We start from the raw sequence: 12,855 nt of genomic DNA, 5'->3' as shown, positions 1-12,855 counted from the left end.
GAGGCTGGTGCGCCGGTCTCGCTCGCCTGACTGCCGGCAGGGCTACTTCCTGCGCCGCTGATTCATCAGCTTCACGATATCGGTTGTCGGCCCGCTAGTCACGAGGCGAGGAATATCATCCAGGTGAAACCAGCGACACCTGGATATTTCGTTACTCGGGCGAGCTTTGGCGCGATTTGGAATTTCGCAGAAAAACACGTGATGGTGCTTCTGCTTGCCGCGGAAGTCGAATAGGTGCTTCGCCGACTTCCCGGAGAGTTGTGTTTCTTCCTTGAGTTCCCGAAGTGCGGCGTCGGTGCGGTGCTCGCCGCGCTTAAGAATCCCGCCCGGCAAAGCCCACTTTGATGCACTACGTGCGACCAGAAGGATTCGCTTACCTCTGCGACAGATCACGGTGGCGCGCTTCTTCAAACCGAACTCCCACTTATGCCCTGGATGCTCTCAAGACGCTCACGACGCGGCGGCGTATCGGGCGTTATCAGACATAGTTGAGCATGCTAATACAGAACCGCAGAATGCGGTGATGTTTTCGAAGCGAGGACTGTGAACGCGCGGCACGTCAAAGCCTGTCATCAGCGCGTCACAATCGCGGCGGTCGAAGCTCCCTGTGGTAAGGTCTCGGCAGTATATTTTTTTCCGACTCGAGGCTGCAATGGATATGGATGGTGACTGGTCCTTGCCACGGCCGAATGCGCTCTTCAAGGTCAACCGCCGGACGGCCGGTTCATCACTGTCTAAAACCAGTTCCATCGCCAGTACCTTCTCCTCGCTCGCGACGCCGGTGGTGGCTGAAGCCGTGCAAAGGGCAAAAGAGCTATCCACGCAGAGCGACGCAGAAGGGTTTCATCAGCTTCGCGTTGCTTTCAGAAAGCTTCGGGCTTTGTACTGGGCGTACTCCCCGTACCTCGGAGACGAATCGACCGCTCGAGCCACAGAAGAATTCAAGCGTCTTGCGGCCGTCGCAGGCGGAACGCGTGACTGGGACATAGCAGGCGATCTGTTGAAAGCCGCCCAGCAGTCCGGCGCCTCGATCGAACCGCTGGTGGCCGCGGCGCGCGAGAGGCGAGCGCAGGCGGTAGTGCATAGTCAAACAATGATCAAAAGCGACGATGTCGAAGCGTTCCTGAACGATGCCCTGCTTCGCGCGCAAACCACACTGCTGTCGCGCTGCGACGGTCTACCCATTCGGGCGTTCGCCGAAAAGCGGGTCCGTTTAGCGCAGCGCGCACTTCAAAAGCGCAGCAAACGCGCTGCACTTAGCGTGGAAACCCACGAGGAGGATCTCCACGATGTCAGAAAAGCAGGCAAAAAACTGAGGTACCTGCTGGAGTTTTTTCAACCGGTTATCAAAGGCGGACACGGTCGCACCATCAAGGAACTGACGTCCGTGCAGAACCAGCTGGGGCAGTTCAACGACATTGCCGCAAGCGAAGCGCTGATTCGCAACGCGTCCTTTAATGAAGTTCCGCCCGAGGTCGTGCAGGAATCGCTGCAATGGTTGGAAAAACAGAAGTTACAACGGATGCAGGCGGCATCGCGACAGGTACGAGCTATCTCTAGCTGAGACGGGCCTAATCAGTTCGTTGACGATCGCTTTGCGTCATCTCCCGAATAGCTGCGATTTGCGCCACGCTGCAAACGCGTCTTTGATGTAGGCATTGCCGGGTTTGTCGGCGAGCGCATATGCCTGCTGTTCGGTCATCCAGTACCGCTCGCTAGCGGCATCGTACTGGAGATAGTCAGAAGCGGCGAAGTCGGCCAACCACCCGCGCACGCAACAGACTTCTGTTTTGGTTATGTCTGCAAGCTCTTCTGCCGACGACGGATTTTCAGCAAGCGCTGCAAAGAGTGCCAGTCTATTGCTGGCATCTATCGTGGATGCGTAGATGACCGGTTCACGGCGATGATGAATTGCGCTATAGAACCTGGCAAACTTCCCGGTATAGATAGCCATGACGGCCTCCTCACCTTGCATAGGTGCAAAGACGGGTCGACGGGATCGTCCACTGGATCAGATCAATTGCGGCGTCGGATCGGGGACATGAAAAGTCGGATGTCGCAAGTGTGCGGGCAACGGCGGAATGAGAAAAGCTAATTTAGCTAAACTCAACTAAGAAACGTTAATGTGCTGGTCTGCGTGTCGCTGTGTCGCCCAAAGCGCTTCCACGGACTTCCTTTCGATCCAGATAGACACTACCCGCGAAGAGCCAAACGCAATCCACCGACACGCGAGACTAAAAGGCAACAGCCCCAGCTGATGACAATACGAACATTGCGTTCGATGCCGCGGACGACAGCGTCCTGTCAAGACGACTCGACCGGGGGCAGTTCAGGCGCGTCGAGCCCGGCGAATGGATCCTTCCAGGCGGGAATCTCCATGAGCCGCGCGTGCCACGCTTCCACGCGTGAAAAATCGGCAAGCGGCAGGCCGGCGAGATCGGCGAACGGGAGTACGCATGCGAGGCGGAAATCGGCATAGGTGACTTCATCGCCGACGAGCCAATCCCGGGCCGCCAGATGCCGCTCCAGAATCGCAGCCGACGACGCGAATTCGCTCAGCCCCGCCTCCACCACGTCGCGCCGAACCGGACCGAGGCCGTAACGCTGCTTCGTCACCCGTTCGAAATGAACCTGATCGCAGGCACGCACGAAATTCCAGTAGCCCCAACTGATCCAGCGGATCACGTCCGGCATGGTGTCGCCGGTCGGCCAGAAGTCTGACCCGGCGAAGCGCGAAAGCCGGCAGGCAATCGCGTCCGCTTCCCACAGCGTCGCCTCCCCTTCGACAAGAATGGGAACGCTCAGGTTTGGATTGAGCTTGATGAACTTTTCGCGCTCGCCGGGCGAGAACGGAGAAGCGAATTCATACTCGACCGGCGAGTTCAAATAGCGCGCCACGGCAACGGCCAGACGTGGATTGTAGTTGCGGCTGAAATAGAGCTTCATACGCGTTTGTTCGCTTGAAGAATGCGGTAGGAGTGAATTTCTCTTGCTTTGTTGAAATGCGATTGGATTGTAGAGCCCTAAATCCGATTGACAAAGAAGCCCCGCGGGCAGGCTGAATCGGACGGCATCGGACTCAGCCCGGCCAGGCGCGAGCGTTCGACATCTATTGTCGCTGGAATGAACTATGATCTTTGCATATCCGCAAAACGAGCATTGGAGGCCCTAACACCATGGCTCAATATCGTTCAGTAGGCGGGCTTTTTACTTTGGAGCCAGAGCAAACGATCACCTGGACCACGGCAATCGGCGGCGGCCTCGACGGAGGTGTCGTTGTGCAAGCGCCAAATATCATCGACGATGTGATTGGCAGCGACGTGCTTGTGACCGTCAATCAGGGCGTGATCGCGACTAATAGCGGTCTGAATTATACGATTACGATCACAAATCCCGGTCCGCGTCCGGTTCCGCACAATCTGAATATCCAGGACTGGAGCTGAAATGTCGAAAATCTCGGTCATCAGCCAAAAAGGCAGATTAGTAGGAACCTGGATACCGCCGCACAACGCAAGGTCCGGGGTGCCGATTTCAGTCCCCGTAGCCGGGCCCGATCAGACTCTTCACGAAATCGACATCGAGGACCCGGAATCCTTCGTGCGCCGGAAAGCTCTTCCTGAGTTGCATAAGTTAGTAAGGCAGCGTTTGGGGCTCAAATAGCCTACTTCTTCATTACCATCATCTCGTCGAAGTTAACGGGACAACCCGAATCGGCCGGATGCCTTCCCGCCGCGATAACAACTAGACGGTCGTCACGCAAATCCGCTTCCCAATTCATCTCCGAAGATGCCAGCAATACTGGTTCTTCACCGCACATCGTGCGCACCGCAGCCACCTGGTTTTTGTAGTGCGACTCCTTCAGCAGGAGGTAGCCCGTAACGCTTGCCGCAGCGAGGAGCGAGTTCGCTATGCCGAAGGCGACTACTATATGAAATGGCTTTCGAGCGGATGAAAATCCCGCAATGACCAGAAATGGGACCAAATAAAACATCGGGACGTAGCGGGCCCACCACGCTTGCGGATGTAGCAGGACGCTCGCCAACGTTGCGAGAAGAAATATCTTCACAATTTCACCGCCGCCTCTCTTCCTCCAGAACAAAGAAGCGATGCATGCAATAAACATAACTCCGAAGAAGGGCCCAAATGCTCCGAAACGTGAAGCAGTCGTATGCAGTGCGATAAACGCGTCGCGTAAGTGGGTGTATGACGGGACAAAGGTAGGCTCCGCGTTCTCACACGGCCTGCAATCCAGCGGCAGCGAGAAATACGACAGGAAAATCCTCTGCAAAGGATCCATCGCAAGAAAGTCTGCTGACACTTTTCCACCGATGATATCGACCTTGTCGCTGCCCAGCACGGGGTAGAAAATGTGTTTTCCAGCGACTATGTTCTCCACGTACGGCGAATAGCCGATCACTGCAACAGCGACAAGAGACCAGATGGCCAGCTGTCCGATAACTCCGCGGTTCTGAGTCAGAAAGCGTCTCTTTTCGCCGCCAATAAACGCCGCAGTGAAGAGAACAGCAATCGAGATGGCGGCGAAGGCGGGCCCTGTCAGCTTGGAGCCGATTAGAAGCACGAGTGCGATACCTAGTTGAACTCTGGAATAAGGCCTTTGCTTGAGCGCGAAAAGCAAATGGACAGAAAAGATGACCCAGCAGAAGTAATGTGCAGCGTCGACATAGAAACTCGTCACCTGGCCGAGCACTACCGGGTTATAAACGCAGCAAGCCGAGGCAATCAGCGAAGCTCTCGCAGATATTCCCGCCGACTGGAGCAAACGCATTAGAGCAACGCAGGCAGGAACACTGAGCAATAGCGTAAATGACTTTCCACTATTGAATCGCGAAGCCAGAACCTTGGCCGTGTACGCAAAATACTCAAATGCTTTGGGGTAGTGTTCGGCCCAGAAGCTTCCGCCCAGTGCGTCGGTATCGGCAATGCCGTTGAGGGTGTGGTCTATCGATAGTGGTGTCGCGACGTGGTAGTTCAAGCCGTCGAAACTGAATTCTCGCAGGAATCCGAACGCAAACAACACCACCGCGATGAATAGTATCGTAACGATCGTGGTGCGCCATTCGAAACGGGAAACATAGCCGTATATGACTACGGCTACAACGATGGCAAAGGCCCAGATTCCTGCCAGCACGCCGCTATTGATGTCGAAGTTGTAGAGGATAGCTGCGTATAGTGACGAGCCGAATACGAAGATGAGAATCTGGTCGCACAGCTGCGTCCAGTTCACACGTTCGAGGGCGGCTTGCATCCTCATCGATCTCCGCGTGGAGTTCACACGCTGAATGGCGTCTTTCGTCATCGTGGAAATACGGGCCTTCTCTGGTTGATGGAGACCCTCGTTCGTCGACGCATGCTCGCCCTCTACCAAGGTCACCACTCTGAGCGTCGAAGCATGCCCACGACAACACAAAAGGCCGGGGTTGGGATGAACGAAGTAGAAGAGAAACGATAGCGATGTCGAACAATGCCGATTATGGGCACTTGTATGGCGCTGCACAAGCTCGCATTGCGCGAACAGCCAAGGCACTTTCCTGCTGTCTGAGCGCCGCACAAGTAACGAAAATCGATGGTGGTCGCTCGAAGTCGAGGCGTGCACCCGCACGTGGAGTGTGTTCCACGTTATCGGCCAATATCACCACATTCCAGGCCCCTGTCACAACGCTTAGAGCCGGCGGGTCTATGCTCGCTGCAGGTTCTAACGTTTCGCTGCGGCGCAGCGAGCAGGCGATAGCCTGTGATTGGCTTCATTGTCCGCGCACGAATCTGTCGTGCTAACGCTATCGACAGGTCGATGCGATCAGACAACGGTCGAGTGCATGACGATCACGATCTTCATGCAGGGAGCATTCGCCCGCCCTTCACTGCAGCATGCCGGGTTCCAGGCGGAGTTGCGCTTCTCAAATCGAAAAATTCACTGGAATCAGTAGATCTTCGTGGCTGGCAGAGCCGACGATTTGGCCCGCGACTCCTCTACAACGCCATGAAAGTTGAGAACCCGACCGAGCGGACGACGACGCAGAAATGGGTCGCGCGGCTTTGCATTGCTCAAACTTAGGAAGGTTGATGCAGATTCAGGTCCATCGAGGTCACCATGGCTGCCATTCCACTTTGTGTTGACCTGGACGGGTCACTGACGTACAGCGATCTTCTGATCGAGTCGTTTCTCGCCCTCGTCAAACGAAATCCGCTCTATCTGCTTTATTGTTTGGAATGGATGCTGCATGGAAAGGGTTATCTGAAAGCGCAGATAGCCGAGCGGGCCGCAATCGACGTGTCACTCCTGCCATACAACCGACGCCTGATCGACTTCCTGAAGAAAGAGAGCGCGTCCGGCCGCGACCTCTATCTCTGCACTGCAGGGAATCGACGGTTTGCCGAACAGATCGCGTGTCACCTCGGATTCTTCAAAGGGGTGATGGCGTGTAACGAGTCGATCAATCTGACAGGCACGAACAAGGCGTCGGCTTTGACGGCCGAGTTTGGCGTACAAGGGTTCGACTATTGCGGAAACGCGCGAGCCGATCTGCCGGTGTGGAAGCAGGCGCGCACGGCGATCGTCGTTGGAGGAAAGAGCATTCAGTCGGCCGCGCGGAAGGTGAATCAAACCACGGTCATCTTCGATAACAAACGGTCTCTCTTCAGACTGACCGTACGGGAAATGCGCGTCTATCAGTGGGTGAAAAATCTGCTGATCTTCGTGCCGCTTCTTGCGTCGCATCGCTTCACGAACTTCGACGCACTGAAGGTTTCCGGCATCGCATTTCTTTCGTTCTGTTTATGCGCGTCTTCGGTATATATATTGAATGACATGCTCGATCTCGACGCGGACAGGCGCCATAGTCGCAAGTGCAAACGTCCGTTTGCCTCAGGCGAGTTGCCGCTGGTTTGCGGCATTGGCATGTTGTTCGTCCTGTTGCTGGCGTCGGCGAGCCTCGCGGCGGTTTTCCTGCCGCCGTCGTTTCAGCTCGTGCTGGCGTGTTACGTCGCGATGACGCTCGCTTATTCGTTCCACCTGAAGCGGGTGATGCTCGTGGATGTCTTCACGCTGGCTGCGCTCTATACCACCCGCATCGTGGCTGGGGGCGCGGCGGTCGATGTCGTGCCGTCAGACTGGCTAATCATGTTCTCGGTGATGATATTCCTCAGTCTCGCGTTGGTGAAGCGCTATACCGAACTCGACAAAATGCAGCGGGAGGGCACGGACTCCACGTCTGGCCGAGGCTATCTCACGGCGGACATGAGCATCGTGCGCTCGTTTGGACCCGCAGCGGGCTATGTGGCGGTGCTCGTTCTTGCGCTCTACATGAGTTCTGACGCCGTCACGGGGTTGTATCGTCATCCCCACAGGCTTTGGATCTTCTTTGTTCTCGTGCTGTACTGGATCAGCCGCGTCTGGATGGTAGCGTTCCGAGGACAGATGCATGACGACCCGATCGTGTATGCGTTCAGGAACCGTGCTAGCCTGGTCATCATGATACTTTGCGTAGCCGCAGTCCTTTTTGCGATTTGATCAAACGCTGGCTCTTTATTCTGCGCCCAGCCATATATGCACAGAACCACGGGTCCGCAGCGGCTGTCACCTAATGAAGGCGAACACGTTTGCGGTGGCTCGCTCGTGAGTAAGCATGCTCTACGGCGTGACGACGAGCGCCGTGTGCATTCCCGCCGCATAGTGTCCCGCCTTATTGCAGATTAACGCGTAGTGGCCAGGCGCAAGCCTGAAGGACACGCGCTTGCTCTTGCCCGGCGCGATGTCTTCGACTTCCCCGATCTTATTCAGCCTGCGCTCCAGCACCTGTCCTTTGCTGACGGGGAGTGCATCGTCCGAGAGATCTGTCTTGAGCACGACGAGTTCGTGTTCCATGTTGTTGCCCGCAGCATTCTTGACTTCAAGCGTGATGCGACCCGCCTTGACGGTGTGCGTCCCGAGCTGGATCGAGTCCGATAGCAATGTTGCGTCAACGGTTTGCTCCGCCCAGCTTGCATGCGATGTCATCCCGAGCACGAACACACCTGCGAGGATGGTGATTCTGTAAGTGGCATACATGGCGCCCTCCTTTTCAGCGATATATCGCGCGTGCCCGACGTCGAACGATTGCCGCGGCCAATTCATCGGACAAGCAGATACCCCTGCCTGTGCGATGGCATGAGCGCTTTGTGCATTGCGCGATACGTGCAGTAAACGTGTGCGGTGGGAGGCTTATTCCGTAAGCCCGCTGGCGTGTGTTTGAGTAAGGCGTCCGCGGAATACCCGGCAAAGCCCTTTCCGCGCCGGGAAAGAGCGTTTTCGCCTGCATGCCTTTTCGTTCAAGCACATGAACCGAAGTCCGCCTAAGACACGACAACGGTAAATTCGACCCCCGATTCAAAGTTCAACGTCGTGGTCGAAAAGCGCGAATCGTCGTCGAGGTAGCGCTTGTATGGCCGAACGGCGTCCTCGGCTGTGTACATATTGTCGGCGAGAACGATCGACCCCGGCCTCAGTAGGCGCTCGATCCGCTTGAACAGATTCAGATAGCTGTCGGCCCATACGTCGATGAACACCATGTCGAAAGTACCATCCAGTCCGGCAACGGTCTCGAATACATCGCCCTCCCGCACGTCGACATAAGCGTCTACGCCCGCCATTCCGACATGGGCCCGAAGTTGTGCGCACTTGCCAGCATCGAGTTCAGTCGCGACAACCATGCCACGGCCTAACATGCGAAGAGCCTCGGCGAAATACAGCGTGGACACCCCGCAGGAACTGCCCAGTTCGAGGATCCGAACTGGTTTGTGCGAAAGCACCATGTTGCGTAAAAACCTTCCCGTTTCCGCCGACACTGCTAACGATAAAGGCGTGCCTTGCGACGATTCGAAATCTTCGCTGGATAGTCCGAGCGTTTCGAGAAATCGTCCACGGAGTCGCGGCGCGAGGGTTTCATAATCCTCCGACAGAGTCAGAAACTCCTCACTCGATCCCCGGAATTGCGCGCGTGCGTGCGCCATCACCTCTGTCTGACTCTGTTCGTGAAGCCGTCGCAGAAGATCTGTGGTTGATGAAACCATATGCGCTCCTTGACGTGTACCGCTATGCCGTTCTGGCGAGCTTGATTGCACCTTCAGGGCACGCCGCCACACATAGACCGCACGACCGGCAGGCCTGTGCGTTCGGTGTATAGGCGACTTTCATTCCATGCACGCGTAGCTTGAGGCGATGCATCCAGTCGAGGCCGAGATAGTCGATGTCATCGATGCGCCGGACCTCGAATACATTCTCGGGGCAAACCTCCAGGCAATCGCCCTTGCCTTCGCAACGCTTCAGGTCGACGACCGGCGCAATCACGCCCGGCTGCTGTTTGCAGTCGACCGTCGATTCCTCGCGCATGTTCAGTCTCCGTCGCGCCGGTCGCGGCCCGATCGCCAGGCCGCCTGGAAATGCTCGCGCTCTTCTGGCGTCATCGCTTCCCATTTTCGCCAGTGACGCCGTCCGCGCCAGCCGCCATGTCCGCGGAATCCGCCAAACAGGATGCGGCTCAAAACCAGCAAGCCCAACGCATGCGCGAAATCGATCGCGCGGGCGCCCACGAATAGCGCCGGCATCACCCAGTTCCATAGCGTCATGACCACCAACCCGAGCACGGCTATGGCGACCACCACGAGCAGCGCTTTACCCACGCATCTGATTCGAAACTTCATCCGTCGACTCCTCTAAATATCCAGTTCGTCGTAAATGGCCTGTAGTCGGGCGCGCAGATGCAAGACCGCGTAGCGCTTGCGCGCGAGCAGCGTGTTGAGCGCGACGCCGCTTTCCGCCACCATGTCTTTGAAGGACCGCCCCTCCAGTTCGTGCGCGATAAATACCTCACGTTGATTCGGCGGCAATTCATCGAGCGCATCCTGCAGAGCCTTTAGCAATACAGCGCGAGCGTAGAGGGCTTCGGGACCTGCATCGTGCGCCGGTAGCGCGAGGTCGAGGCGATATTCACCGCTGGCGTCGTCCTCCGCCTCCGACAACTCCGCCAGCGGTTGCTCTTTCTTCTTGCGAAAACGATCGATGATGCGATTGCGCGCCGCGCGGAAAAGCCACGCGCTCGCCTGTTCGATTGGAGCGGGAAGCCGGTAAGCCTGCACGAATTCGTGGAACACATCCTGCAGGATGTCCTCGGCATCGTCCGGGTCGCGGATCCTACGCCGGATAAAATTGACGAGCCTCGTGCGCTCACGCACCACGGTCGCGGTGATGTCGCTGTCTCGGTCGGTCATCGGGTGCGAGGTGGGTGGCGGTTCCATGCGCTTGAAGACGTTTCAGCAGCGCGAATATTGTGGCGAGCGCGAAAAGTTTTTCCCTGAGAAACTGCCGATTCACGCGATGCAATGCGTAACAGGTTTGCGACCACGCGTGAACGCGCCGATAGGGTCGCGTTCAGCGTCCCCGTATGGGGAATCGCAGACGGTTTTCTGGTTCGGACTGGAAACCCGAAAGCGCTCGACAGCTACGCGTCACTCGCCAAACGCGCTGACGCGCGCCTTGGCATCATAGCCGGACAGGTTCAGCACGACTCGGCGAGAGCATCTGGCGTCAGCGAGGATAAGATTACCGTCTTCGAGCATCAAGCCGGTGCTATCGAAGCGGTGCTCTCCGGCGCCATCGATGCATATGCGAGCACGGCCTTGGGGAATCGGATAGTGGCGAACCGGATCGGAGGCTCGATGCTGGAGGCCGTCGAGCACGAACCGGCAACCAAGGGCCAGCAGCAGAAGCCGCCGCTCGGGGCATTCTCGTTCAAAAGAAGTAACGTCGATCTGATCCGGGCGGTAAACCAGGCACTTCGTTCATATCTTGGCTCACCGGACCATCGGGACCGCATGGCCGCATTCGGCCTGACACACAACGAGATCGAGCCCGCTCTCGCGGGTCGAGGATAAAGAATCCCGCCGCTCCCGCATCAAGAGCGGCGCCTGTGTATTGCGCGCGTGGCACTACATTCCAACGCTCATCCCTCCGCCCGCGCTTGTGCCCGTCCCCGTGCCCCCGGTCGTGCCCGAGCCCGACGTTGTTGCATTCAGATCGATTCTTCCGTAGACGCCATCGGCTTCGTCATTCGGACCCGCCGCGAAGAAGAGGGTGCTGGAAGGCTGATTGCTGAGGTCGTTGCCGAACCCGATGCCCCACACGCCGTGTTCGACGATCGGGCTGTTGTTCGGTCCACTCATCGGTCCCATCGACTGGCCGGTCGATGCGTTGAACGCATTGATCATGCCGTCGCCAAAATTGCCGATTATGATCGCGCCGCTCATCGAGCCGAAACTCGCGGGCGCCTGCGCAATGCCCCACGGCGCATTCAACGGACCGCCTGTCGCGAAGCGTTGCTTCAGATTGCCCGCCGTGTCGTACACATCGACCATGCCGAGCCCCGCGCCCGCGACATCATCGTGTTTGGCTGCGTCTTGCATCGCGTAGGTGACGAACAGATTCGAACCGATCGCCTGAATGCCGAACGGCGCGAAGCCCGCTGGCATCGCCGGGTCCGTGAAGGCGCCGGGCATCGAGACCTTCGTGAACGAGCTATCGAAGACGTCGATCTTGTTGTTATGGAAGTCCGTCGCGTAGAGAAAGTTGCCGTTGTTCATTGCGGCGAGCGCGAGGCCCTTATAGACGGCACCACCGGCGCCATCGTCGTACATGACGAACGCATTGGTCGGCCCGACGGCGGGCGCCCAAGCGGTGATGGTGCCGCCTTCGCCCGTGAAGATGAACGCAGCGACTCCGGACTTACCGTTTTCCGTGACGAGGAAGCTTTGTGTTCCGTTGAAAACGATGCCCGTCGGCGATGCCGAGCCGTTCTTGCCGTCGGGTATCGTGACGACCAGCGATTGCGGCACGCCATTACCGTCATAGAGCGTCGCGACATTGGTGCCATTGTCCGCGACCCAGGCGAAACCTTTGGGATTGAACGCGACGCCCCAAGGGTTTTTCAGATTTGCGTCGGTGTGTGCGGCCGGCACCGCGCCATCGGATACGAGCGCCGTCGCTGTGAACGACGACTGGACGGGCGGGCTCGTGCTGCTCGAATTCGAGCTACCGCCGCCCCCGCCGCCGCATGACACCAGAGTCGCGACGGCCGCGCCGCATGCAACGACGCCGAATATAGCGAGTAGAGACTTCATGACCGCACTCCTTGTTGTGCCCCAAAGGACCTAACGCTCAATGAACGGGCACGGCATGGGGTTTATTCCGGCGGAGCGGCTGATTTCGCGGCAGATCTGGTGCGATCGCAATGGTCGAATTCGTCGAGACAAAAGCGATTAGTACGCAACGAATACGGGGCGTGACTATTCCATGCGTGCGGCCAAAAACTTGGATCGAGCCGTCATTGCGTGAAATTCAAGCGTCGATTCGGCGCGTACGAAAGCACGCGGCACGCTGATTGCGACATTCCTGTAGCGCAGGCGACAACCGTCTGCGTCTATCTTCCAGTCCAATCAAGGAGGGGCGGATCATGAGCAAGGCAACCATCACACTCGTCGCGGCCGTCGCCGCACTCTCGCTGTCGGGCGGCGCTCTCGCGCAGATGGCCGGAGGTCAGAGCGGCAGCGGTTCGACCGGAAACGCAGGCAGCACCGCGAGTCCGTCGAATCAGATGAACGGCACGTCGTCGGGCGGCTACGGCATGCCAGGCAACACGAACTCGGACAGCGGCATGGGCGCCAAGGCGCCGAATTCGGGCCTGCCGAGCAACGACACCGGCTCGACGTCGGCCACCCCCGCGCCCAAGAGCAACAACACGCTGGCGACCCCGAGCGTGGTATCGCCGGCCGCTACCGGCCATTAACAGCTGGCAAAAATGACCGTGA

14 protein-coding genes and 1 pseudogene are annotated in these 12,855 nt (G+C 57.8%); 5 read left to right on the top strand and 10 right to left on the bottom strand.

The window, feature by feature from the left end; translation table 11 throughout:
* Positions 1–42 precede the first annotated feature (42 nt).
* The gene (locus VSR82_RS07355) at positions 43–411 is read right to left on the bottom strand and encodes an NUDIX hydrolase (RefSeq protein ID WP_368583131.1); all 369 of its coding nucleotides are present in this window, start codon (positions 409–411) and stop codon (positions 43–45) included.
* A gap of 241 nt (positions 412–652) precedes the next feature.
* Between VSR82_RS07355 and VSR82_RS07350 the strand changes: the two genes are divergently transcribed.
* A complete protein-coding gene (locus tag VSR82_RS07350) occupies positions 653–1,564 on the top strand; it encodes a CHAD domain-containing protein (protein ID WP_429456107.1) in 912 nt (303 codons plus the stop codon).
* A gap of 36 nt (positions 1,565–1,600) precedes the next feature.
* On the opposite strand, the gene VSR82_RS07345 is transcribed toward VSR82_RS07350, so the two are convergent.
* Both VSR82_RS07345 and VSR82_RS07340 read right to left on the bottom strand, forming a co-directional pair.
* The gene (locus tag VSR82_RS07345; RefSeq protein ID WP_429456108.1) at positions 1,601–1,954 is read right to left on the bottom strand and encodes a hypothetical protein; all 354 of its coding nucleotides are present in this window, start codon (positions 1,952–1,954) and stop codon (positions 1,601–1,603) included.
* Positions 1,955–2,304: 350 nt separating this feature from the next.
* On the bottom strand, positions 2,305–2,946 hold the full coding sequence (locus VSR82_RS07340) for a glutathione S-transferase family protein (RefSeq protein ID WP_429456109.1): 642 nt from the start codon (positions 2,944–2,946) through the stop codon (positions 2,305–2,307).
* Between the two features lie 230 nt (positions 2,947–3,176).
* Between VSR82_RS07340 and VSR82_RS07335 the strand changes: the two genes are divergently transcribed.
* The gene (locus VSR82_RS07335) at positions 3,177–3,443 is read left to right on the top strand and encodes a hypothetical protein (protein WP_429456110.1); all 267 of its coding nucleotides are present in this window, start codon (positions 3,177–3,179) and stop codon (positions 3,441–3,443) included.
* Positions 3,444–3,661: 218 nt separating this feature from the next.
* Here VSR82_RS07335 and VSR82_RS07330 read toward each other — a convergent pair whose 3' ends face one another.
* Entirely contained in the window at positions 3,662–5,266 is a 1,605-nt protein-coding gene (locus tag VSR82_RS07330) for a hypothetical protein (RefSeq protein WP_498857550.1), read from the bottom strand.
* A gap of 843 nt (positions 5,267–6,109) precedes the next feature.
* On the opposite strand from VSR82_RS07330, the gene VSR82_RS07325 reads away from it, so the two are divergent.
* A complete protein-coding gene (locus VSR82_RS07325) occupies positions 6,110–7,528 on the top strand; it encodes a UbiA family prenyltransferase (RefSeq protein ID WP_429456112.1) in 1,419 nt (472 codons plus the stop codon).
* Positions 7,529–7,648: 120 nt separating this feature from the next.
* Here VSR82_RS07325 and VSR82_RS07320 read toward each other — a convergent pair whose 3' ends face one another.
* From VSR82_RS07320 to VSR82_RS07300, 5 genes are all read right to left on the bottom strand, one after another.
* Positions 7,649–8,065: a plastocyanin/azurin family copper-binding protein gene (locus VSR82_RS07320; protein ID WP_498857549.1), complete on the bottom strand. Its 417-nt coding sequence runs from the start codon at positions 8,063–8,065 to the stop codon at positions 7,649–7,651.
* A 284-nt stretch (positions 8,066–8,349) separates the two neighbouring features.
* Complete coding sequence (locus VSR82_RS07315; RefSeq protein WP_429456113.1) at positions 8,350–9,066, bottom strand: O-methyltransferase; 717 nt, start codon at positions 9,064–9,066, stop codon at positions 8,350–8,352.
* A 22-nt stretch (positions 9,067–9,088) separates the two neighbouring features.
* Entirely contained in the window at positions 9,089–9,385 is a 297-nt protein-coding gene (locus tag VSR82_RS07310) for a 4Fe-4S dicluster domain-containing protein (RefSeq protein ID WP_368583140.1), read from the bottom strand.
* 2 nt (positions 9,386–9,387) lie between these two features.
* Positions 9,388–9,696 carry a hypothetical protein gene (locus VSR82_RS07305; RefSeq protein ID WP_176120997.1) on the bottom strand — a complete coding sequence of 103 codons (309 nt, stop codon included), beginning with the start codon at positions 9,694–9,696 and terminating at the stop codon, positions 9,388–9,390.
* 12 nt (positions 9,697–9,708) lie between these two features.
* Positions 9,709–10,290: an RNA polymerase sigma factor gene (locus VSR82_RS07300; RefSeq protein WP_410850155.1), complete on the bottom strand. Its 582-nt coding sequence runs from the start codon at positions 10,288–10,290 to the stop codon at positions 9,709–9,711.
* Between the two features lie 105 nt (positions 10,291–10,395).
* On the opposite strand from VSR82_RS07300, the pseudogene VSR82_RS07295 reads away from it, so the two are divergent.
* Positions 10,396–10,926: pseudogene (locus tag VSR82_RS07295) on the top strand (type 2 periplasmic-binding domain-containing protein); the annotation flags it as partial.
* A gap of 54 nt (positions 10,927–10,980) precedes the next feature.
* On the opposite strand, the gene VSR82_RS07290 reads toward VSR82_RS07295, so the two are convergent.
* Positions 10,981–12,168 (bottom strand): TIGR03118 family protein, encoded by a 1,188-nt coding sequence (locus tag VSR82_RS07290; RefSeq protein WP_429456115.1) that lies wholly within the window; start codon positions 12,166–12,168, stop codon positions 10,981–10,983.
* Between the two features lie 332 nt (positions 12,169–12,500).
* On the opposite strand from VSR82_RS07290, the gene VSR82_RS07285 reads away from it, so the two are divergent.
* Positions 12,501–12,833 (top strand): hypothetical protein, encoded by a 333-nt coding sequence (locus tag VSR82_RS07285; RefSeq protein ID WP_429456116.1) that lies wholly within the window; start codon positions 12,501–12,503, stop codon positions 12,831–12,833.
* Positions 12,834–12,855: the final 22 nt, after the last annotated feature.

This window comes from Burkholderia sp. JPY481, from assembly GCF_038900515.1.
Lineage (GTDB): Bacteria > Pseudomonadota > Gammaproteobacteria > Burkholderiales > Burkholderiaceae > Paraburkholderia > Paraburkholderia youngii.
This window is presented reverse-complemented; position numbering and strand designations above follow the sequence as displayed.